This window comes from Mycolicibacterium parafortuitum (assembly GCF_010725485.1).
Taxonomy (GTDB): Bacteria; Actinomycetota; Actinomycetes; order Mycobacteriales; family Mycobacteriaceae; genus Mycobacterium.
This window is the reverse complement of the sequence record NZ_AP022598.1, coordinates 5,954,464-5,977,435: the sequence shown is the minus strand read 5'-3', so window position 1 is coordinate 5,977,435 and position 22,972 is coordinate 5,954,464. Positions and strand designations below refer to the sequence as shown.

19 protein-coding genes and 1 pseudogene are annotated in these 22,972 nt (G+C 56.2%); 6 read left to right on the top strand and 14 right to left on the bottom strand.

The window, feature by feature from the left end; all coding sequences use genetic code 11:
* The first annotated feature begins 103 nt into the window (after nt 1-103).
* Nucleotides 104-1,609: a tyrosine-protein kinase domain-containing protein gene (locus tag NTM_RS28175; RefSeq protein WP_163769273.1), complete on the top strand. Its 1,506-nt coding sequence runs from the start codon at nt 104-106 to the stop codon at nt 1,607-1,609.
* 226 nt (nt 1,610-1,835) lie between these two features.
* Here the strand turns inward: NTM_RS28175 and NTM_RS28170 are convergent, their stop codons facing one another.
* The 4 genes from NTM_RS28170 to NTM_RS28155 form a co-directional block, all read right to left on the bottom strand.
* The gene (locus NTM_RS28170) at nt 1,836-2,786 is read right to left on the bottom strand and encodes a GDP-L-fucose synthase family protein (protein ID WP_163769272.1); all 951 of its coding nucleotides are present in this window, start codon (nt 2,784-2,786) and stop codon (nt 1,836-1,838) included.
* Between the two features lie 39 nt (nt 2,787-2,825).
* A complete protein-coding gene (locus NTM_RS28165; RefSeq protein WP_163769271.1) occupies nt 2,826-3,815 on the bottom strand; it encodes an NAD-dependent epimerase/dehydratase family protein in 990 nt (329 codons plus the stop codon).
* Nucleotides 3,815-5,149 carry a nucleotide sugar dehydrogenase gene (locus NTM_RS28160; RefSeq protein ID WP_163769270.1) on the bottom strand — a complete coding sequence of 445 codons (1,335 nt, stop codon included), beginning with the start codon at nt 5,147-5,149 and terminating at the stop codon, nt 3,815-3,817. The genes NTM_RS28165 and NTM_RS28160 overlap by 1 nt, the downstream gene beginning before the upstream one ends.
* 112 nt (nt 5,150-5,261) lie before the next feature.
* Nucleotides 5,262-6,560 (bottom strand): glycosyltransferase family 4 protein, encoded by a 1,299-nt coding sequence (locus NTM_RS28155; RefSeq protein ID WP_163769269.1) that lies wholly within the window; start codon nt 6,558-6,560, stop codon nt 5,262-5,264.
* Nucleotides 6,561-7,451: 891 nt separating this feature from the next.
* Here NTM_RS28155 and NTM_RS28150 point away from each other — a divergent pair.
* The gene (locus tag NTM_RS28150) at nt 7,452-7,832 is read left to right on the top strand and encodes a hypothetical protein (RefSeq protein ID WP_163764967.1); all 381 of its coding nucleotides are present in this window, start codon (nt 7,452-7,454) and stop codon (nt 7,830-7,832) included.
* Nucleotides 7,833-7,904: 72 nt separating this feature from the next.
* On the opposite strand, the pseudogene NTM_RS28145 reads toward NTM_RS28150, so the two are convergent.
* Nucleotides 7,905-8,918: pseudogene (locus tag NTM_RS28145) on the bottom strand (IS3 family transposase); the annotation flags it as partial.
* Nucleotides 8,919-9,310: 392 nt separating this feature from the next.
* Here NTM_RS28145 and NTM_RS28140 point away from each other — a divergent pair.
* Nucleotides 9,311-10,078 carry a class I SAM-dependent methyltransferase gene (locus tag NTM_RS28140; protein ID WP_232079871.1) on the top strand — a complete coding sequence of 256 codons (768 nt, stop codon included), beginning with the start codon at nt 9,311-9,313 and terminating at the stop codon, nt 10,076-10,078.
* Between the two features lie 76 nt (nt 10,079-10,154).
* Here NTM_RS28140 and NTM_RS28135 read toward each other — a convergent pair whose 3' ends face one another.
* Entirely contained in the window at nt 10,155-11,018 is an 864-nt protein-coding gene (locus NTM_RS28135) for an SMP-30/gluconolactonase/LRE family protein (protein ID WP_163769268.1), read from the bottom strand.
* Between the two features lie 200 nt (nt 11,019-11,218).
* Between NTM_RS28135 and NTM_RS28130 the strand changes: the two genes are divergently transcribed.
* Entirely contained in the window at nt 11,219-11,923 is a 705-nt protein-coding gene (locus tag NTM_RS28130; protein ID WP_163769267.1) for an FkbM family methyltransferase, read from the top strand.
* Nucleotides 11,924-11,997: 74 nt separating this feature from the next.
* Here the strand turns inward: NTM_RS28130 and NTM_RS28125 are convergent, their stop codons facing one another.
* The 8 genes from NTM_RS28125 to NTM_RS28090 all read right to left on the bottom strand — a co-directional run bounded on the left by NTM_RS28125 (nt 11,998) and on the right by NTM_RS28090 (nt 20,331).
* On the bottom strand, nt 11,998-13,128 hold the full coding sequence (locus tag NTM_RS28125) for an O-antigen ligase family protein (RefSeq protein ID WP_163769266.1): 1,131 nt from the start codon (nt 13,126-13,128) through the stop codon (nt 11,998-12,000).
* Nucleotides 13,129-13,460: 332 nt separating this feature from the next.
* A complete protein-coding gene (locus NTM_RS28120; protein WP_232079870.1) occupies nt 13,461-14,318 on the bottom strand; it encodes a 6-hydroxymethylpterin diphosphokinase MptE-like protein in 858 nt (285 codons plus the stop codon).
* A gap of 49 nt (nt 14,319-14,367) precedes the next feature.
* Nucleotides 14,368-15,792, bottom strand: a complete 1,425-nt coding sequence (locus NTM_RS28115; protein ID WP_163769265.1) for a lipopolysaccharide biosynthesis protein — start codon at nt 15,790-15,792, stop codon at nt 14,368-14,370.
* A gap of 103 nt (nt 15,793-15,895) precedes the next feature.
* The gene (locus NTM_RS28110) at nt 15,896-16,603 is read right to left on the bottom strand and encodes an SDR family NAD(P)-dependent oxidoreductase (protein ID WP_272955252.1); all 708 of its coding nucleotides are present in this window, start codon (nt 16,601-16,603) and stop codon (nt 15,896-15,898) included.
* Nucleotides 16,604-16,617: 14 nt separating this feature from the next.
* Complete coding sequence (locus NTM_RS28105) at nt 16,618-17,517, bottom strand: phosphoglycerate dehydrogenase (RefSeq protein WP_232079869.1); 900 nt, start codon at nt 17,515-17,517, stop codon at nt 16,618-16,620.
* Nucleotides 17,518-17,549: 32 nt separating this feature from the next.
* Complete coding sequence (locus NTM_RS28100) at nt 17,550-18,230, bottom strand: acylneuraminate cytidylyltransferase family protein (protein WP_163769262.1); 681 nt, start codon at nt 18,228-18,230, stop codon at nt 17,550-17,552.
* Complete coding sequence (locus tag NTM_RS28095) at nt 18,230-19,207, bottom strand: glycosyltransferase family 2 protein (protein ID WP_163769261.1); 978 nt, start codon at nt 19,205-19,207, stop codon at nt 18,230-18,232. Before NTM_RS28095 ends, NTM_RS28100 begins: the two co-directional genes overlap by 1 nt.
* 320 nt (nt 19,208-19,527) lie before the next feature.
* Nucleotides 19,528-20,331 (bottom strand): FkbM family methyltransferase, encoded by an 804-nt coding sequence (locus NTM_RS28090; RefSeq protein WP_232079868.1) that lies wholly within the window; start codon nt 20,329-20,331, stop codon nt 19,528-19,530.
* 196 nt (nt 20,332-20,527) lie between these two features.
* On the opposite strand from NTM_RS28090, the gene NTM_RS28085 reads away from it, so the two are divergent.
* Complete coding sequence (locus NTM_RS28085) at nt 20,528-21,046, top strand: arsenate reductase/protein-tyrosine-phosphatase family protein (RefSeq protein WP_337781404.1); 519 nt, start codon at nt 20,528-20,530, stop codon at nt 21,044-21,046.
* Between the two features lie 250 nt (nt 21,047-21,296).
* Entirely contained in the window at nt 21,297-22,787 is a 1,491-nt protein-coding gene (locus tag NTM_RS28080; protein WP_163769260.1) for a sugar transferase, read from the top strand.
* Nucleotides 22,788-22,972: the final 185 nt, after the last annotated feature.

The window sequence follows — 22,972 nt, the reverse complement described above, 5'->3', positions numbered from 1 at the left end:
TATCGCGGAGCGTTTGCGAAGGAGCCGCGCAAGATTCCGCGATCGATAAAGCCCATCATTCTCATTCTCGGCGAGTATCCACGTATAGCGATAAGGGGTCGCTTTGAATCTCCAGGATTTCATAAAACTTCTACGGAGTCGTTGGGTAACTATCTGCGTAACGGCTTTGATCGGAGTTTTAGCTGCGGCAGCATATAGCCTTATAACTACGCCGCTCTATCAGGCTTCCACCCGCTTGTTTGTTTCGACCACCTCAGGTTCCTCGCTCGCCGAAACTTACCAAGGAAATCGCTTCTCCCAAGAAAGAGTGGTCTCATACGCCGAGTTGATTATGGGGCAGACTTTAGCTCAGCGAACAATCGACAAATTAGGTCTCGATATGAGCGCCGAGGATTTGCAGGCGCATGTTAAAGCGAGCTCGAAAGTCGACACTGTCTTGATCAATGTGGACGTGCTAGACGAATCTCCGGTGCGTGCACGGGATATTGCGAACACTCTTTCGGACGAGTTCGTTGCAATGGTGCGCGAGCTGGAGACGCCAGAGGATGGTTCGACTCCGGATTCGCGGGTGGTGGTCGAGCAGCGTGCTTCGATTCCAGATTCACCCGTTGTGCCAAAGACTGCGCGAAACATCGGAATAGGACTTGTGTTGGGTCTCGCCTTCGGCGTCGCGCTAGCCGTGGTCCGCGATCTCCTCGATAATACGGTGAAGGATCGCGAGACCCTTGAAAGCATTACAGGCACTGGGCTGGTCGGGAGCATTCCTCTGGATAAAGACCGTCGAAAGCAGCCTGCCATATCCTTTGATGCGGATAATTCACTCATCGCGGAGGCGTTCCGTAAAGTCCGAACGAACCTGCAGTTTCTCGCGGTCGACAACCCCCCACGAGTAATTATCGTGACCAGTTCCGTGCCGAATGAAGGCAAGTCGACGACTGCTATTAATATCGCTCTCGCGCTTGCTGAGGCAGAGCACAATGTGCTTCTAATAGACGGAGATATGCGTCGGCCGAGCTTGCATCAGTACCTTGACCTGGTCGGCGGGGTCGGTTTCAGCACAGTTCTCAGCGGCGCCGCCTCGGTGGACGACGCACTTCAAAAGACCCGATTCCCCGGCCTTACACTGTTAACTTCTGGAGCGATACCCCCAAACCCGAGTGAGCTTGTTGGATCGCAGGCTGCGCGGAAGTTATTGCGAGAGCTGCGGACACAATTTGATTACGTAATCATCGACTCGTCTCCGTTGCTCGCCGTAACGGATGCGGCGATACTTGCGGCGGCTGCGGACGGTGTCTTGATTATGGCTCGATTTGGAAGTACTAAGCGGGAGCAGTTGGCGCACGCGGTTGGAAATCTTGAAAGTGTGGGTGCGCCTCTGCTTGGTGCAGTGTTCACGCTGATGCCGACTCGCGGGGGCTCTTCATATAGCTATAACTACAGCTATTACGGGTCCGACAGTGGAGTGATAGCCCCCAAGGTGCTACGGGCACCTGACGTTGCTGTCCAAGAGTCCAGCAGCTCGGATTCCGTCAAGGAAGTCGAAGTGGAGGATCAAGATCCCACGACGTCATCGAGCGGCCGGCGGCGACGTCGTGAAAGCTCAGATTAAATGGGCTAAGAATGTGTCGTGGCGTGTCGTGTCCGGTCAGGCCGATGGTCCGTTAGTACTTCCGCGCTATCGCGCCACTGGGTAGGGTAAAGGTTTGTCGGTTGAAGCCGCGCGGATAGGTGACGAGAACTCGCACATTCTGGCCCGTGCCTCGCGCTCCATGATGAAGAGTCTCCGGCACGTTAATCCCGGCAGGTATCGAAAACCAGTTGCGCGGCGCGGCAGGTTATGCCGAGTGCGGTTCACGGACCTCCTGCGTGTGGACGAACCAATCGTACATTTTTCGGAGTCCGGTCTCTATCGTGTGGTTTGGACGCCAGCCGAGTTTCGATATTTTACTGTTATCCATGATTTTTCTCGGCGTCCCGTCAGGTCGGGTGGAATCAAACTCGATTTCCCCATCGAATCCCACGATGGTTTTGATCAGAAAAGCGAGATCGCGGATGGATATTTCTTCACCAGTGCCAACATTGATCATTCCACCGTCACTATAATTCTCAAGTAGAAAGACACAGGCGTCCGCTAGGTCATCGGCATCGATAAGCTCGCGCAACGGAGAACCAGTACCCCAGACGACCACTTTGTCCGAATCGTTCAATTTCGCTTCATGAAACCGCCGGAGCATCCCTGCCACAACGTGGGAGTGCTCAGGATGAAAATTGTCGCCGACTCCATACACGTTAGACGGCATTACCGTAAAAGCATCGAACCCGAATTGATGTGCATACGCGTCGCACATAGTCTTGCCAGCAATCTTCGCAACCGCATACGGGAGATTGGTCTCCTCTAAAGGGCCCGTAAGGAGTGCCTCTTCAGCGATAGGCTGTTGTGCGAGCTTGGGATAAATACAACTTGACCCCAAGAAAAGCAGCTTTCGCGCGCCGTGTCGATAGGCGGCATCTATGACATTGGTTTGTATTAGTAAATTCTCTCTGATGAAATCGGCGCCCTGCGTGGCGTTGGCGACGATGCCACCGACTTTCGCCGCGGCGAGAACCACATACTCAGGACGTTCGCTAGTGAAGAACTGCGCAACTGCACCTGAATCATCTAGCGGTAGGTCGCTATGGTTGCGAACAACTACGTTCGAGTAGCCCAGGTCGGTTAACCGTCGTAAGATCGCCGAACCCACCATACCGCGATGGCCAGCTACATAGATGCGAGAATTCTTCTCCACAAATCTCCTCGTGTTGCAGGGGTGGGTCTGCTGCGGTGATCAAAGCAAGTCGTTTCCGACCAGGCCCCTATCTCGATCGCGATACCACGCTGCCGTTTTGCGAAGACCTGACTGGAGATCGATCGCTGGTCGGTATCCAAGGCCTCGCATCTTAGTGAGGTCGGGGCAACGGCGCGGCGTGCCGCCCTCCGGAGCGGGGCCTGATTCGACGTGAAGCGATATGCCGAGAGCGTCACCGATTCGAGCCGCTAGCTCCCTAATCGTGATTTCTTCATCATTTCCGATATGATAAATCTCGCGGTGTCCGCCCTGTTCATACATAGTGAGAATGCCGTCTACAATGTCGTCGACGAAACAGAATGCACGTGTTTCGGATCCGTCGCCTTGAATTGGGAATGGCACGCTATCTGAGTGGCAGCGCGCTGATTCCTGTAGGGCTCTAGTGATAAATTGCGGAATCACATGCTTCCATCCCATATCTGGTCCGTATACGTTATGGGGCCGGAATACCTGAACTTTCCGATAGTGTTCCTGCGCGTAATTGAAGGCAATCAATTCACTCGCTATTTTGGAACCGCCGTAAGAGTATCTAGGGTTTAGACTGTTGGGAAGCGTCAAAGGGACGGTTTCAGGAGTCGGTACCGTTGAAGGTGTCTGATAGACCTCTGCAGTCGAAGCGAACACCAGATCGGGCACGCCAGCAGCGCGGCCGGCGTTGACAACGGCGATCGCTCCCCGTATGCCCACGTCAAGTACGAGTTCTGGGTGCCTGTAGAAGTTCTCGGTGCCATTGATCGCTGCTAAGTGCATCACCACTTCCGCTCCAGCGAATGCAGTTTCCAAAGCCGATTGATCGCGGACATCACATGAAAACAGCTCTACTTGGTCAGCAACCTCTGCGAATCGGCTAGCGTCCCCGCGAACCATCGTGTCCACGACGGCGACATCCCAGTCGTCGTGGACTAAACGCTTTACTAGGTAGGCGCCTATGAATCCGCCGCCACCGGTAACTACAACTCGGCGACTCATCACGCGGCCGTTTCCGTGTGGCCAACTGCGAAGTACGAATCGCCGAGCTCCGACGGCGGCAAGTGGCTAAAATGGTTCCAATAGTCGAATACGAATCCACTCGGCGAAATGAACTCTGCCATTGTCCGGGGCGAGACTGCTCCAAGTGCCGGATGATTATTCGAAATTACGACGACTGATGCTCCGCTTACTGCGTCGCCAAAACGGCTGAATACAACTTCATCGGGAAACGATTTAGAAAGCACTTCGGAACTGATCACAGGGTCGTATATGCCTATCTCAGCATCCGGATGCGCAGTTTTGAGAGCTTCTAGCACTTTGATCGACATAGAACCCCGAAGGTCATCGGTAGCTGGGACGCCCTTAAATGCCATGCCGATGATCCGTATCCTGAGGGGGGTGCCAAGTTTACGCCGCGATATTTCCTTCGTGATGAACTCGACGGTCTCTATAGGTTGGCGTTCGTTCACGAGACGTCCTGCAGCGGTAATCTCCAGGGTGAGGCCTTTCGTTCGAGCGCTCTGCAAGAGTATATGCGGATCTTTCTCCAGGCAGGGTCCGCCAACGAGTCCAGGCAACGCAACCGATGTTCTTGGATAGCCGAGGCGTCCAGAGGATATTACTTCGTGAGCATTTACACCAAACGCATCGCACACCCGAGCTACCTCGTTTGCAAAAGCGAATTGCACATCGCGGTAAGTGTTATCTACAAGTTTGATGATCTCGGCCGCTTCGGCGCTTGACACTTTAACAATTGTACTCGTGAGTCTTTGAAATAACCCTGCTGCTCGGTCCGACGCTGCGGGTTCTGTTGCGCCGATTATCTGGGGAAGCTCGCGTAGTTCCTGTAAAGCGCGGCCTTCAAGCGTCCGCTCAGGGCACATAGCGATATCGAACTCCTTACCAGTGGATGCGAGGATCGGTTCGACAACGCGTGATGTGGTTTCGATTTTCACTGTGGACCGTAGGATCACTAGTGCGCCGTCCTGCATATTCTCCGCGACCTGCCGCGTTGCGGCTTCAATCATGTCGAGACGAACGGTACCGTCGGCGGACAGCGGAGTTCCGACAGTGATGATGTACGCCTTGCACGAAACGTTCGCGTCAAACTCGGCTGCGGCGACGAGTCGCCCCGACGAGGTCACCCGATGCAATGCGTCGGTGAGCCCGGCTTCGGAAAAATGCGGTATGCCGCGGTTGGTCAAATCGACGATCTCTGTGCGCTTTTCGACTCCGATCACGGTACTGCCGGTCTCAGCAAGAACCGTGCCCAAGGTTAAGCCAACATAGCCCAACCCGATTATCCCGACGTCGTAAACCTTTGCGGCCTGCAATCTTCCCCCTTCGGCAGTTGTGCGCCCTAGTCTAAGCACGTTTATCTCACCTGCACGAGGCGTACATGCGGCGCGTAGTCGAAGGGACCTGGGCTCAGGTCCCGCGGCGTGCTCAGGTCCGTGTTGGCGGAGGTATCTGCCCTAGTGTGTCAATGGCTCCTCGGGCAGTTCTCAGCCGCTTATGCGCCTGGGCGTTCGCTACGATGTCAGCCCATTGACTGATGGCGGCTGACTCATCGAGGACCGTTTCGCGATAATGACGTCCATTCCTGCCGTACTGTGCACATGCCGCCGAATCCGAGCCTAGCTTGATTATGACGCGTAGTAACTCGTCCGGATTGCCAGCCGGAACCACTACGCCAGCTTCCGAGGACTTGATCTCTGCAGCAGTTATGCCACCGCCGTCAGTTGCCGCAACCACGGGCTTTCCGGCGTCAAAGTAGGACGTGAGCTTGCTAGGTACGGCCATTGCTGCGACGCCTGGCTTCTCATTCAACACCAGGATGTCGGCGGCACTTAGAGCTAGAAGATAGTCGCTGTCACTGAGGGGATCGGTGAAGCTGAGGCGCCCGATCCCGAGTGCCTGTTGCTCTAGTTCCTTGCGCTCGCTACCGTCACCGATCAGAAAAAAGTGGACTGGAGCTTGGATTTCGTCAGCGAGCCGCGCAGCTTCAACGACATTATGTAGGCCCTGCTTTGCTCCCATATTCCCGGTGTGCACAGCCAGCGTGACGTCGGTGGGCCAGCCGAGTGCTTTCTTCGCCGTTCGTGGATCGATCGCCTTGGAAGGCTTGAGATGTGTCCAGTTGCGCACCACAACGACCTTTGATGAATTCACGCCAAGCTCGTCAGTGACGTAGGCGGCGAATCGGTCGTGGATGACTGCTACCGTGTCCGCGGCCCTCAACGTGAGCGATTCAACCCACCGGGTTGCACGCTGCACTAGGCCGCCCCCTTCGCCGGTCTCGGCTAAACCGAGCGTGTACAGATCCTGCACCCAAACGATCAGTGGGGGTCTCCACGGATTCAGTCGCCATCTGCAAACCGCGACCACGGTGGAAAACAAAGATGGGGACACGGCGATTATCGCGTTCGGACGATGCCATCGAGTAAATGCTAAGCGCACACCAAAGCTCAGTTCCGATAGCAGTCTTCGGACGCCGCGAGGGGATCTTGGGACGTAGTGTAGGCGTCGGTACACCTCCACCCCGTCCGTCTCTTCGCGTCTGCACCACTCGCCATATCCATTTCGGATGCTCCACTCTGGATAATGGGGGTGTGCGACGTGCGCGGTCACAGCAAGTCCACGCCGCCGTAGGCCTGTTGCAAGCGAACCAGTGTATGGGGCGATGCCCGTGGGTTCCGGAGGGTAATTAAGACTGAAGATTGCAACATCTGGACGCGGCGCCATGGTTTCAGCCTAGCCAGGAACCGTTTCCTCGTGAGCGGGAGGCCGTCCACCACGACGTTCCGAAGCGTGATCGACGGATCGTTGACGTCATTGCTAGTGGGGCGCCGCACCATCCAAAGCTTCTGTGAGTGGATCTCCAGCCTGGCTCAATGCTGGCTCCGAAATCAGGTGGTTGATTGTGGTACCCCGTCGACGACGACTGGGAGGCATGCCGGTCAGGGGATACGGCACTTCGTGCTGCTGGCAGGCCGGCTGAATGTCAGTTGATGTCGCGACACCGCGACTAGGTAGTTGCAACACAGGATTGCGTCTATATAGATCTATTGTCCAGCAACCTAATTGACGTTGAACGCAGCGATCGAAACCGGCAGGAGTGAGGCATCTCGCTGGTTTCCCCTGCACAAGAATCCGACGGGACTCGTTGCGACTCGCGCACCAAGTCCACGTTCCCAAGTGTGGGGGCGGGTGAACAATACACTCCTCGTCATGATTCGCCGCGGAGTTGTTGTCGCTATTGCTGTTTCGCTGCTATCGGCGTGTAGTCAGGAGCCTCCGGAATACGAATCGAAGTACGTGACTCCTGCGAGTTCGTCTCGGCCCGCAGCGAAGCCCGCACTGCTGGCTGATCCTCGGGGATCATTTATCGACGAGTTCGATAGGCCTGATAGCGCCTTATGGATCGGCGATGGATGGGATCTCCGCGGAGTGATGGATAGTCGCCAACACACGCCGCCGCCGGCAGAGGACGGATTCCTTCGTAACAGTGCGTTCACATATGCAGGAGACCGCAGTGTTTACGCCGCACGCCAATTCGCGGGAAGAGTCCGAGCCATTGGAGCATGGGGACGGTTCACGAAAACTCGCCATGGGGCCGAAAGTGCGCTGCTTCTCATGCTGACGCCCAACGACCGCATTGTCGTGAATGTAGTGCACTTCGCGGCCAACCGTCGCACATGGAATTTGGCTGTCCGCGGTCTGGACGGCCAACTCAAGTACGAGGCAAAGCGAGAGATAATCCCGCCCTTGGAACTCGACCGCAGCTACGTCTTCGAGTTGGAGGTCAGGGGACGGTTCGTAGACGTTCGCGTCGCTAACACCTTCGAAACCGTTGAGGCGCCACGTGCAGCTGGTCTCGTTGGCGATCGCGGGGTCTGGGGCCAGTTCAAAAAGGGAAAGGCGCCAGCTGGAGAACTGTTCCACTTCGAGACTGTGTGGGCACGAGTTGATGGGGAGCGAACCGCTCCCGTCCCTCACCCGGACGGACACAGTTGACGGACTGTGCGCTAGCTGGCTGTAGGTCGGGCCCAGTTCTCGCGTGGCCGTGGGGGTCCACGTGCCGGTTCGGGGCGTTGGTTGCAGTTCGAATTCTGTCGGGGTGAGCCTGCCAAGCGCGCGTTGGGGCCGGCGTCGGTGGTAGGTCCGCTCCATCCCAGGTCACGATTGCCAGGCGGAGTTCGGCTCGAGGTGTCCAGCGTTGCCGGTCGAGGACGTTGCGTTGCAGCAGGGCGAAGAACGACTCCATGGCGGGATTGTCTCCGAATGCACCGACGCGGCCCGTCGATCCGTGTAAGCCGTTTGCGCGACAGTGCCTGGGCGAACTTTGTGATCGAAACCGACCTCCCTTGTCGGAGTGGACAATTGTCGCCACCGGTGAGCGCGGCGGCACGGCGTGATCCAGGGTAGCCGGGGCCAAGGTGGACTTCATCTGGGAGTCGATGGAGTAGCCCACGATCGGAGTTGGAGTAGACGCCTTTGATGGCGCAGAGGTAGAGCTTGCCTTCGGGTGCGGTGCACGGTGATGTCGGCAAGCCAGACCTGGTCGGGGGCCTAGGCGCTGAACCGACGCTTGACGAGATCGTCATGCACCGGTGGTCCGGATCGGCGGTTCAGGCCGCGCCTTCCGGCGAAGATTGGCCAGATCCACTCCTGGGGCACAGCCGTGCGACACGGTTCTCGCCTGCGGTGATCCGCGCCCGGGAAGTTCGTCGGCAATGAGCCGGTGGCGGCGGGGTCGTCAGCGTGGATGCCGCGGGCTGCGTTGATGAGGTGGGCATCGTCCCAATCACGCTGAGACACCGGCGCTTTGTGCCATTTGTAGAACGCCTGGGTGGAGAAACCCAGGCCCTGGGAGGTCACCGTGACGGGCACGCCGTCAGCAGCGAGGTCGAGGATCAGCGGGTGCATCATTTTGGGTTGGTGTCCCGGACAGATTTCCGACCGCACGCCGCATCACCTCGGCCCCCTGTGCGAGGAGTTTGATTCGCTTGTGCGCCTCTCGCAACTGAGCGGCCATGTCGTCGGTAGCGGGTGAGGCCGATTGGCCGCGGCCATCTCACGGTCAGCGACCTCGAGCCAGCGACGACATCGGTTCGGAACTCGGCGGGAACCGGCGTCAGCACGAGATTGATGCTTCCAGTAAGGACGAATCCTCACAGGTCAGGAGTCAACCAAAACTGGGGACAGTCCCCTGTGCGGCGGCAGCGTATCGTCCAGACCATGAGCGACTTCCGTTGTCTATCGGCCTAGACGCCCAAGTAATGGCACGAGACGTCTTCACTTATCGGAACCAAGCCCCCGACTGGGCTGAGTTACCGCGCAGCCGAATGCATAATGTGTTGAGTCGCGTGAACGATGCAAAATTGATAAGATCGCCGACCGGGGATGTCGCGTAGTTTACGGGGAAATCTGCAGAGCAAATGACCAAGTACGCCTCCTAACCGCTTCTAGCCAAACTTCTGACGGACAAAGGATTGGAGTTCGAAATTAGTCGTTCCACCGGAGACGCGCTAACGCTCCGCCGACGGTTCTTCCCGGAAGCCAATATCGGGGGTGTCAGCCACGTAGACTCGGGCGTTGCATTCTATACACAAATAAATGCAATCTTGCGGCCAGAGGATCGAGTGCTCGATTTTGGCGCTGGCAGAGGTGAGCATATCGTAGACGAGCAGGTAAAGTTTCGACGGAACCTCTTTAATCTGCAAGGTCGGTGTGCGCATGTAGAAGGGGTAGATCTAGATGCGGCAGTACTGAGCAACCCGTACTTGGACCATGCGGCTGTCATGAGAAAAGGAGACCCACTTCCCTACGCGGATAATAGCTTCGATATTGTGGTATCTCGATTTGTGTTCGAGCATATTGATGATCCTGACTACATTGCAGCGGAATTATTGCGCGTTGTGAAGCCGGGCGGCATAATTGCGGCGCTCACTCCCAATAAATATGGCTATATCGCATTGGCGGGGCGATCTGTACCAAATCGTTTGCATGTCAAATGGTTGCGGGCAATACAGCCAAACCGTAAATCGGTCGATGTATTTCCAACGACGTATCTGCTCAATACACCGCGCGCTTTAAACGCAGCCTTCGGCGCCCAAGCCGATATCTACGTTTCGTACATTGCTGGTGAGCCGGCTTATTACTTCGGCAACGTCATCCTGTACCGACTTACCAACTGGATACACAAGCATCTCCCGGATCGACTACAACCGTTAAACATGGTATTTATCTGCAAACGGTAGCCCAATCGCATGCGCTCTACTCGCGATCCAAGAACGTAGATGTCCGGTTTGATGCAGCTGCCTATTTGAAACCCCGTCAGCCTGCAAATTCTGCCTGTACGGCGCCCCGTGTTGCTGTCGAGATAGAAAAAACAGCGCCCGCTTCAGGCTCGACTGAACTAGGCAGTCCTTGCCGCGAAGTGGTAATGAAGAGGGTGCTCAAATCTCGGCCTCCGAATGTGCAGGAACTTACCTGTGAAGCACCTGGAACCTCGATTCTCTCATTCAAGAGTCCCATCTCATCGAAATGAAGGACGGCGCCGCCACCCCAAAATGCCACCCATAGCCCGTCGTCGCAGTCGATTGTCATCCCGTCCGGGATCCCCTCGACGTTCCCCAGATCGATGTGTGTTCGGCGATTCGACCATTCACCAGTCTTAGAATCCACGTCGAATACATCAACACGTTGTGTCGGCGAATCGATATAGAAAGCTCTTCTACCGTCAGCCGACCATTGAACACCGTTAGATATTGATACCGGCGCGAGAATTACCGTTGAGCGCGTATCGGCTGTCACTCGATAGACAGCACCACGACCCGGTGTCTCGTCATAGGCCATGGTCCCAATCACGAGGGCGCCCAACGGGTCGCAGCCACCATCATTTGTTCGCACGCTGGGATCGCAAACGATGTCTGCGAACGGAGTGAATGCAGACAGCTCCGAGTCGGCAAGGAGGATCCCGTGGTCGGTACCAATCACGAACCCACCCGATCGCCGTCGCCTGATTAGCGTGGCGGCTCGGCTCGGCACTTGATGTCGCTCGGTGCGCCCATGCTCATCGATGGAGATAACAGCGCTAGCGAGGACGTCTACGCACATCAGCCGTGCTGAATAGTTGTCCCAAAAGGGGCCCTCTCCGTGGTAGGAACAAGGAGCGGTCAGCTGTTCTGCGCGTGCCATGATGTCAACTTTAGTGACTCCCATGCAAAAGACCGCCAGAGAAGTGCGGAACACTGGGGCTCGGGTTGACTCGCACTACTTCCAATAGAACGGTGTAAAGTCGGACTGTGTCCTCGCTTCGCTCGGCTTTGGTTTCCCGTCTTCCGCGCCCACTAGCCAGTCGGTTGCGGGCTGTCAAACGGTCGGTGATGCGGGATTACGTGGATGAAACCGAAATTGTGGCGGCTTTAGCAAATGGCGATACCCTCGACAGGATACTGGTAGATGTCGGCGCACATCACGGTGCCGTAACCGAATTATTCGTCAACAAAGGCTGGTCAGTCGTTGCGTATGAGCCAGATCCGGTTAATCGGCACGAGTTTCAACGACGTATCGGCGTGAATTCGCGGGTCCAGTTATCTAGCGCGGCCGTTTCCGATCAGGGATCAAGTTCACGTTCCTTATATACCTCACCACTCTCGTCGGGCATCAGCACGTTAGCTGCCTTTCATGAATCGCATGAGCCGACGGCGGTTGTTGATGTAGTTTGCCTTTCCGAAGATCTCCCATCCAGGGGGATCAGCCAAGTCGACTTCCTAAAAGTGGATATCGAAGGATTCGATTTTTTCGCCCTGAAAGGGTTTGACTGGTCATATGCACCCAGGTTTGTTTTGTATGAGTTTGAGGATCGCAAGACGCAGCCGTTAGGCTATACACTGCGGGACAGCTCAGCCTTTATGGCGGGGCATGGCTACAGTCTCCTGTATTCGGTGTGGGAACCCATTGTTGAGTACGGCTCGCGGCATCGGTGGCGAGGTCTCTTCCGCGAGCCGCCGTCAGACATAGCGCAGTGCTGGGGCAACGTACTGTGTTTCCGCGATGAATCTGACGCAGCTATCTGTGTACAGAGGTTCGGGCATCGATAGTGCCAAAGAGGGTTAGCTCCCTAGTGGCGGATTAACCAATCCGATCACCGACGCAATGAAAAGGCAGTGCGCAACTACCTAGGTCGGTTGCCGTCTGTTGTGCTTTCTGCACTGTTCCTGGTCTCGAATAGCGGTCGCCGGCGTGAATTTGCATTCGCCATAACTTGAGGTCTAGCCTGACAGGCTGCTGCAACGATCACTAGCAGGACAAAAGACGTAATCACGGTCCCATGCAAGAGCACTTCTGTCATTGAGCACAGGATAACGACGGTGAATGCCATGCCTGCGGCTGCAGCGTAATTGCCCCAATCGCGAAAGTGTGACGATAATCGGACGGCCGTCCAAGCAAGTGCGACCGTGAGTAGCACCCAGCCGGCAATACCTCCGTCGTAAAGCTGCTGAAGAAATGAGTTGTGCACGGTGATGGTCTTTTCTGGGTCGCGCACTATGGCATGAGATAGCAGCTTGTAATAGGTAAGCGAAACACCCGACGAGTAGTGGCCGTATAAGCCGAAGCCGAACAGCGTATGCAGAAGATCAGTAACTTCGGACTGCCAGTAGGAGATCGCCTTTTGCCAAACGTAGTCCCGGCCATTGAGCGCTCCAAGTGATTCGTACGAATCTCGACGACCCGAAACTGCAGACACCAAGGGATTCAGGAGGAAGCCTATTGCAGCGACTATCGTTGGTAAGATAGCTGCCGATACCGACGCGAACGCGACAGCAACTACTGGCACCCAACGAGAAAATGCCGGTATCAGTAATGCCATGATAGGCAGGGCAAGGGCTAAGACCGCTGGTACTCGCGTGCCCGACCCTACAAGAATCGCGACGGCGGCGATTAAGTAGATGCAGCGGAATATTTTTCGCGCTCGTCCGGGTTCTCGGATTAGAAAGATCAATGCTGCTATGTACATAGCGGCAAGCACTGGTGGTAAATTCAGCCTTTGATCGAGCGGGAAAATTATCCTACTGGCTCCATCGGCCATCAGATAGAGACGCCACCCCTCGGCTTCTGTCGGCGACCGCAATCCAAGCATATAGCTAACTACATTGAGCAAGGCGTAGAAACCAAGGCCGTCAACAAGGGACGAAATTATCCTGCGCGCGTCTACAGTCCTAGTGAGCTGGAACGCGAGGGCCCCTACAAGTAGAAACACCAATAAGTTATTGATACCCGACGGCCTTGACAGCACGATCGCCATAGAAGCGAACATCACGAGTAGCGGACCCCACCGATTGTGGTAGCGAGCGTCACTCGTACGTAGGAAAGCCGCCAATAGTAATACTCCGTTTATGCCGGCGAAGGCAGCCATGATGAGTAGTCCGCCGGTCTCCGTCGCACCTGCATAAAAGTTCTTTATCGAGAGCGCCGAGGGCAGCAGAAGTAGAATCCAATCCGGTTTTGCGCTTCGAGGTTCCGCCTGGCTCGGGATGCTGTATATCGGCTGGTGCGCCTCGGATTGACGATCAATGCTCGCGTGGCCGGGAGCAGCCGGTGACCAGGGCTTGGACATGTGCCCTCGACGCGTCATTGTCATGAGCGCAGCGCCTGTTCGAGTGGCATTTTTTCGAAGACCTCCAGGGCGCCATCGACGGTGCAATCAACTATCCGTCTGCCCGCGCTTTCGAATGCGGAACGCGCGTCGCGGTAGGCGAGCTCAGAATTCAAGAGATCCGGTAATTGCCATTTAAAGCCCTTGTCGAAATAGCGCGGGTCGAAATGGCTTTTATCCTCGCCTGTCGACTCGACGAGCTGATTTGCTTTTCCCTGCGCGGCAAATCTGTGGTCAACGCCGACAAGCAGCACTTCTGAAAACCCCATAAAATACGCGAGCTGCATTGCGACGTAGGTTACCGTATATCCCTCGCATACTCCTACGCTAGCGTCCGGGGAAAACCACGGGCCAACAACAGTATTGAGATAAGCGGTGCCGTCCGCGCCTGCGAGCAAGTCATGGTTTTTGTCCGTGGTGAAAAGCGGGGAGCTGATTCGCTTAAAGTCGGCCGCGCATTGTTCGACTACAAAGCGGTTTATAACTACATGATATGTAGTTTCGAAGCCTATTTCTTCGAACATCAAATAGATCCGGTTGAGGCCGAAGGTGTGTTCGGTCCGAAGCAAATCCATATTGGTTCGGCGAAGGCTAGGTCCGTTACCAATGATGACGCATCTTTCGCCTGCGTGAATTCCCCTAAAACTGCGGATGTAGTTTCGATTGGCGCGCCCTGACGGCGTCAGAGTCGTTGATAATCGCGCTCGTGCGAGTGTTAAGGGGTGCGCCAACCGCCGGGCATTGGACTCGCCCATCAAGCGGAGAACCGCGCGACGCTTCCAATCAAATCTTCGCCACTGATCGTCGATTGCGATCTCTTGCCCACCGCTTTCGGTCACTTTGAACCCCTCCCCACGGACCGAGACCGCCGGACCGTCGTGTCGTGCGTCAACACTTACGTAGCTTATGCCGAACGCCTGCTCGGCGATATGAGACAAGAACTGCGCAGATCGTAGGAGCTAGGCACAGGATGCCTACGATCTTGCTGGGCATTGATCCCACGGGCCACATCAACGCCCATACGCTGCAGGTAAGACCACTCGCCGCAAGGGCGACCTCAGGCCACATTCCCGCCCATGTGCGCACCGCAATGTGCAGACGAAGAACGCGAGTGAGGCAAGCGGATATCAGTAGCATGAGTAAGATGCCTGCCGCGACGGCGTAGGCGCCGCCTAGTGCTCCATGTGCGTGTCCCAAAGTCAGTAGCAGGACTAGCATCAACGACGCGCCGGCACTCGATGCGAATGCGACTGGCTTAGTCATGCCGGCAGTCTGCACTTGATAATTGGTGGGGATAAGATACAGACCATACGCTGCTTGCCCGATGAGCAGTACGCCCGCAACGCTGAAGGCGGGCCAATACGATTCGGCAAACACCCATTGGCCGGCTATCGCGAGTGTTGAGCCTACCAGGGTTGGAATTGCGAAGGCCAGAATGACCTGGAGCCGTACGACACTAAGGGTCTGCTGGGTCGGGGCGGGGAAGGTTTCGCGGGAATAGCGGGGGAGAGCAGCTCGGTTGATCTCGGAGAGAATGAGGTTTGCGACTGACGCAACGCTCCAGCCGAGCGAAAGTAAGCCAACTTGCGTCAGCGACGCGACCAAGGCCATCGCCGGTCGGCTCATCGATGCCATTGCCCAAAGCGACGCCTTGTGGGGGATAAGCGGCGCTGCGAAACTCCACACAGATCGCAAGTGATCACGGGTAACTTTTGTGCGCGGTAAACGCACCAATAACGTTGCCGCTACCGCCGATAGCGCAGCCGTAATTAAATCAGAGATGACCCACCCAAGCACTCCAAGCTGCCAAATCAGAAGCAAACCGAGCTTGGTGGCGGCCATTAGAATGATCGCAATCGAGGCCATAGCCGTGAACTTTGCGAGTTCCTGTCTCGCCTGTACTACGGGGAGTGCAAAATATGCCATCGCGGGCTGAAAACCGATGGCGAGCAATTCGAGACCCCAAATGTAGCCGCTCACGCCGAGTAGCGATGGAACGCATACGGCGAAGATAGCGGCCACGAGTGCGCCAATGCATGGCATTACGACATAGCAATACAATCCTGCGGCCCGAAGGAGAGCCGGCCCGTCCTCATCCCCCCTCGCGGCTACGCGAAATACGAGCGAGTCTAAAGGAGCCGCCACAATCGTCACTAGCAACAATGCAGAGGCTGTCAGCATCGACGCCGCCCCGAATTCAGCCGGCTCCATGACTTGTGAGACGAAAGGCAGAATGATCAGCGGCATTCCCCGCTGTAAACCTGCAAGTACGATGTAGACGGCGGCGGCGCGACCTTGCTTCCCAAACGGCACTAGCTAAATCCCAGCTTGTAGGATTGTTGCGATACCCACCGCGCGCGTCGCACACCGACCGGTGGTGAAACCAGTACGGCGACTCCTTGTCGAACGACGTGCCTCATTCCGTGCCCAGCCGAGCAGAAGCGCCGCCATCGACCAATAGGACACTACCTGTAATGAAGCTAGCCTCTTGATTCAGTAGGAATGAGATGGCAGCAGCTACCTCGCTGGGTTCTCCGATGCGTGCGAGGGCGGTGCGGCGGAGGAGGATCGCCCTCCGCTGTTCGGCTGATTCCTGACCCCATCGAGAGAATCCCTGACGCAATTTGGGGGTGTCTATGGCCCCGGGAGACACCGCATTAACGCGTATGTTCGGTCCCAGATCCAGTGCGGCCGACCGTACCCAGCCTTCAAGCGCTGCCTTACTGGCTGCGTACGCACCTATTCCGCCGGTAGTCGCGTGAGCATGGACGCTGCTCACGACAACAATTGCGCCGTGATTTGCGTCCAAGCTCAGACGGGCCCCCGATACCAGAGCGTCGACCGCCACTACATTAACCCGCAAAGTATCTAGCCAGTCAGATGTGGATGTCTGACCAGTGGCAGCTATGGGTTGAACGGCTGCATTGTGCACGATCGCAGATACGTCGTGCACGTCGGATAGTTGACGGGCAAGCGCTGCTAATTCATCAAGGTCGCGAAGGTCTATCTGGATTGGGATGTCGGCCGCCCGCACCCGATCAATGTCGAGTCCTATTGTGCGGTATCCATCGGAGCGAAGGCGTTCGCACACCGCAGCCCCTATGCCCCCCGCGGCGCCCGTCACGATGACGGCGTGAGTCACCGCGAAAGTTCCTCAATTAGGAAGTCAACCGCGGCACGACTAGCCCGGCTAACGCCCTCCCTCGTATTAGACCCGTTATGGGATCCCAATACTACATTCGGCATCTCGCGTAACCTGCTGTCGAGCGGTAAGGGCTCCACTTCGAACACGTCAAGTCCTGCTCCGGAAATCAATCCGCACTCGAGGGCTGCGATTAGGTCGACTTCAGATACGACGGGTCCTCGGGCAACGTTTATTAGGTACGCGTCAGCGCGCATCAGTCCAAGCCGTTGTGAATCTATGAGATGGTAGGTATCAGCTGTCAGAGGACACGCAAGGACGACGAATTTACTCGTAGTTAGTAGAGTGTCGAGATCCAATAACGTGATACCTGGTGGCGCCGGTGAAGGTACGTAGGGGTCGAAGGCGACAACGTCCATACTGAAGCCCCTGCCGCGTGCGGCAATTTCTTGACCAATCGCGCCGAAGCCTATAATTCCTAGCCGTGACTTCGCCAGGGTGATCCCTTCAGCTTTCGGCCACTCTCCGCGTCGAACCGCTGCGTCAACCGTGATATAGCTGCGGGCCAGATTCAAGATATAGCCAAAGGCTGAGTCGGCGACTTCCGCACCAAAAACACCTGGGGTGTTTCGTATAGTTACACCGTGCATCGCGGCGGCCTCTCGGTCGACAGAGTCCATCCCGATTCCCCACCTGATCACTGTTCTGAGATTAGGCGTGCCGTCAAAAAACTCGCGGCTGAGTTCATCGTCTCCTGCGATTATCCCTACAAGGCCATGACGAAATTCGAGCAGTTCCGTCGCGGTGAATTGTTGACGGTCTCCCAATTCGGGTGCAATCACCTCGTAACCTAGCTGAGTAATGCGTTCCAGGTGATGCGGAAGTTCTACCTGCATCTGTCGACACGTTACCAATATTCGATTTGCATTCATCGCCGGGTTTCGATTTCACTTTGCTGAGCGATAGCAACGGCCAACGCGAAGTCTTCTTCGATATCTATGTCTACTGCTTCGAGCGCGGACATCTCAAACATACGGGGCTGGTAACCAATTCTATTATGACGTTCGCGGAGAAGTGTTGGCGTGAAAATAAAGAAGCAAGAATTCTCGACAAATAAGGGAGCAAGATCCTGCGTCCTCAATAAAACAGAGGGATCATGATTAACAGGTACCGCATTTTCGTCCCACAAGCGAGCCTGTAAGCGCGTGACACTGAACATTGAATCGAAAGCTCGGTCCGGCGAGCTGAACTGCTGAAGCGCCGACGAGAGAGTCTCGGGCTTCAAAAATGGATTTGTGGAATGCGTTTGGAGTACGACGTCTGCTTCAACTTGCTCTAGGGTGTTGAGCAAGACATCGTTCATCGGTATGGCGCCGTCCCGTAAGTGTTCCGGGCGAATCAAAACCTGTGCGTCTGAAAAGCTCCTTGCGCAGTCTTCAATAATGATCTCACTATCAGTATCGATGATGACTCGGTCTATTTCAGGTACTGCCATGAGTGTGCGGACCACATGGTGGTACAGAGGCAGTCCCGCTAAAAGCCGGTAATTCTTGCCTGGAACACGTTCGCTGTTATGGCGCATCGGGACGATGGCGACGGTTGTTGTCATCACTCTCTACCGTGAATTAGCGGGACGTCGTCGGAGTATAAAATTTTGCGACCTGGCGCCGGCGGCAGTTCGCCGCTCTGGCGGTCGGCTGGATAGTAAAAGCGCTCCAATAATTGAGTGGAGATGTTGGTGGGTTGTCGAAAGCCCTCCCAGGCGCCAATAAACTGAGCTGATCTGAACAGTGGTATGCTCGCCAAATTACCGCGAAGCCGATTTGCCTTGGCGGCGTCAACATAGTCTCCAACGATGTTCGAAAGCGCCAAGGCCAATGCCTTAGCAAGCGATAATTTCGAATCGTCCATAATGCGCGCGTAAGCGATGGCCTCCCGCCTATATCGATTCCGGGTGATGTTCCAAGTCTCTTCATGAACATGGACGACAGGTGCGTCGGCGATGTAAGCAATCCGGTGGCCCCGCTGGATTGCCTTTTTGGCGAAGTCTAAGTCCTCCAGCCCCGTTAATGATTCATCGTAGGGAGACTCTGCCCACGTTGATCTTAAGATGGCAGCGTTGGCGTTGTTGCTGAAAGGATGCTCCTGGTCCCATATATTTTGCGTGGGAAACCATTTCAACATCACCCGCGACTCCGAGAATTTTGTCCGTTCATCGCCAACTTGACGTCCGTACGCAATCGCAGTTCGGTTGCGGTCAAACGCCCCGACCATTTGTTCGATATATGTGTCGTACAAAGGGTACACGTGTGCAGATAGGATCAATAGGACATCGCCACTGGCAGCCTCGCAACCTCGGTTAAGTGCACGGCCGAAGGAAAACTCTTCTTTCGCAATTGGTACGATAGTGCAACCGGCAGCGCGTGCGATGGCGACGGTATCGTCTGTCGAGCCCGAATCGACGAGAATAATCTCGTCCAGTTTGACTGTCTGCTGTTCGAGACCTTTGAGCAGGCGGCCTATGTGTTTGTCTTCGTTGTACGCTCGAATGACGGCCGATATTCGACGCTGGCGTTCGTTGCTCATCGTGTTAACACATATCGAATCGGACGTGCGGAAGTCCAACGCCGTATCCCGAAAGCCGGTTGCCGGCGGGTCGGTGCCAGACTACGTCTTCTGAAGTCTCCCAACTCGACGAGAGCGTGGCTCGTCCTGAACGGTTCACATTCCCCCTATTGCCAAGCGACCGCAGTGTGGTCATCGAAATCCGGTTCGTCGCACATGACGAGAGAGTTACCTCGGGCGTGCGGTGTGCCGTAAAATAGTTGTCCGTTGGGTATTTGACCCCGTCGAGCGTGCGAACCGCAACTCGATGCTGAAGGGGCCGGATGGGCATCGTCTACCGCTCAACTCAAGCCATAAGCGTCGCGGATGGCGTCAGCAACCGGGCCAGAGGCTCCTCTTCGGAGGAAAATGCAGTCGTTTTGTGAGTCAAAGGAGCCGTGAGCTGGGTATTCCTTCACTAGACTGAACCCAAAGCTGTCGACGAAATCCTCTACATCCGGCCTTAACGAAATCCCGATGTAAAGCGGAAGCTTGAACAATTCAAGGTGAAGGGCCACGCAGTTCCCGCTAGACAGGTAATCGCGTGCACCTTCAAGAATCTGGCGTTCAGCGCCTCGGGCATCGATCTTGAGTACGTGGTAAGTCTCCGGGCGTTCCTTGAGCACAGCATCAAGAGTTGTGCACTCTATTTCTTCAATGTGATCTAGATGGGCTCGCTCGAACCACGTATCGGCGAAGTGGGCGGGGCCGATATTGCGCAGTGTCTCGAAGTTCTCGCGGACATATTCGACATTCTGTTGGTAAAGGGACGAACCCTGGCCCGCCGCACCCCTATAGACGTAGAAAGGCAGCGTGGCTGGACTACTCCACAGAGCGGCGTCAATGGTGACCACGTGTGGCTTCTCATCGCTCGCATCCCGTGGTTCGAATTTCAGGACGTGGCTGACAAGCTCGCAGCGTTGATGCCAAGGGCGGGGGAGCGGGCCTACTGAGCCTACGTCGATTAGGCCTACAACGCCTTCGCCATTTTTATTGACGACGCCATGCCCGCGTGCCTTATCCAGGGCTCCTCTCATAATTGAATGCGCAGATCGAATGAACATGGAGCGCCGAGCAACGCGCTCCGCGGCAGCGAGCGGCTTCATGCCGCCACCATATATGACGTCCATAGCCAAGTGCGCGGCTCGCAATCGGCAACCGGTCGCTCCGAGCTGTGAGCGCTACTGCGGTGGGGGACGTATGCTTCCCAGGCCTGCGGTTTGCGCCGGAGCTTGATCGGTGCGGTGAGTGTAAGCCAGGGCAAACGCTCAGACCGATGTCACGGAGGACCTTCTGCACCTTTTGTTTGTTTGCACAGGCAACATCTGTCGGTCGCCGATAGCCGAGCGCTTAGCCCTGGCGTACAGCGGACATTGGGATTTACCCGTCTTGTCTGCATCCAGCGCCGGCACTCGTGCGGTCGTCGGACACCCAATGCACGAGCAGGCTGCGCTAGTACTTATGGGGCTAGGCGGGAACCCCCGTGCGTTCGAAGCGCGGCAACTTACGCCGAAGATTGCCGTGAGCGCCGACTTGATCCTCACGATGACAGCCGCGCACAGGGACCGCGTCCTCGAGCTTGTCCCGCAGCGTCTGAACAGGACCTTTACGCTTAGTGAAGCGTCCAACTTGGTCTCGGCCCATCGCGCCGAGACCGTGGCGGATTTGGCGGTACGCCGACCACGGCTGGCGCCCGACGAACGCGGCGATATCCACGATCCAATTGGGCAGTCGGTCGATGTTTTCGAGGCGGTCGGCGTGCAAATCGCTGAACTACTGCTTCCAGTCCTGGACTTCTGTAGACGTCACGTAACGGTCTGATGCTTGGCGTCACGACGCCCCGTGTCCAGAGGCCCACGGGTCCGCCGTGAGCCTGCGGGAGCGGCACGGTGCCGGCGCGTTCCTGCCGATCTCCTGGCCGACGACGTGGCGTGCCAGCCTCTCGACGTAGTGAGCGGTGACGTTGTGTCTGCGCTGTTACATTGCTGAGCGAACTCTGCTTCGGTATTGAGATGGCTGCATGGGTTGGGATAAAGTTTGCAGCGCAAGGGGGACTACAAATGGGGGGCGTATGACTGCGGTAAACGATCGGCTCGACGTCTCAGCAAACATTGTTCCGATCCCGAACAAGGTTCCCTCGTGGCAGCGTAGTTACTCGCGTCGTCTGGTGGCGATTGATTTTGTAGCAGTCGTCGCCGCTGTTGGCCTAGCTCAGTGGATGCGGTTCGGTGGCCTTGGGGGCGAGGTGTCGACCTTCCGCAGCCTCGACTACGCGTTCGTGTCGGCAGGAATCGCCCTTCTGTGGATGGCCGCCTTATCGATTAATAACTCTCGGTCCACAAGGATTATCGGATCTGGTGCTGAAGAGTACCGGCGGGTGTGGCTTGCGACTTTGTCCGTGTTCGGCGGGGTAGCGATCCTGTCGATGTTGTTTAAGCTGGAGATCGCCCGGGGTTATCTAATGATAGCTCTGCCTGCTGGTTTACTGTTCTTGGGCCTACTTCGATGGCTAGCCCGCAAGGCTGTGATTCGCGCCCGCGAGAAGCACGGCCGCTGCATCACTCGGTTATTAGTGGTCGGCAGCCCGTCCGCGGTACGCGATCTGACGACCTCTCTTGTGCGGGATGCGGGTTCTGAATATGAAGTAGTTGGTGCGTGTACACCAGGCCCTGCGCAAAGAGCTCGAATCGACGTCCCCGGTTTCGGTCCGATCCCGACCTTCGGCGACGAGTCGAACGTTGTCGGGGCTGTGACAGCGACCAACAGCCACGCCGTAGCAGTCACCGCTACCGAGCGACTCAATGGACGTGGTATCCGTGACCTCTCCTGGGAGCTTGAGAAGCTTGACATTGATTTGTTAGTTGCGCCCGGCGTGGTCGACATCGCGGGTCCGCGTCTTCAAATGCGCCCGGTGGCTGGATTGCCGCTCATTCATGTGGAGAAGCCGCAGTATCACGGGGCGAAACGCTTTCAGAAGCGATTATTTGATATCGTATTTTCGAGCGCAGTGCTTGTTTTTGGACTCCCACTCCTGATCCCGATCGCGATTGTCATCAAACTTACTAGCCGCGGTCCCGTGTTTTATCGGTCAGAGCGAATCGGGTTGGACGGCAACCCATTCGAAATGATCAAGTTCAGAACGATGGTCGATGGCGCAGATCAAATGGTGAAAGATCTTGCCGCTCGTAATGAGAGTCAAGGCGGGGTGCTTTTCAAGATTCGCGAAGATCCGCGCGTAACGCCGTTCGGACGGCTACTGCGGAAGTACAGTATTGATGAATTGCCGCAATTCATCAATGTGCTTAAGCGAGATATGAGTGTCGTTGGTCCGCGACCACCCCTCGCGCGAGAAGTGAAAACCTACGACGACTACGCCAAGCGGAGGTTGCTTGTCCGCCCGGGAATCACCGGATTGTGGCAGGTCAGCGGACGCTCGGATTTATCCTGGGAGGACTCAGTCCGCCTAGATCTGTTCTATGTCGAAAATTGGTCGATGGTCTCGGACCTTTTGATTGCGGTGAAAACAGTTAAAGCTGTCTTCACCCATTCAGGCGCTTACTGAGACATGGCCTATTCCTGCGAGCTGACCGAGATCCATCGTCGAGTACTGCCCCGTTCGGAAGGGCGGTAATCCGCGGGTTCTTGCCCTGGCGATCTTGTTTCGTCGCCATAGGTGTCGTGCCAGCCGGATGCACCTCCGTGCCGTGGTCAGGGTCATGGCCGTTATGGTATTTCGACCACGGGAAG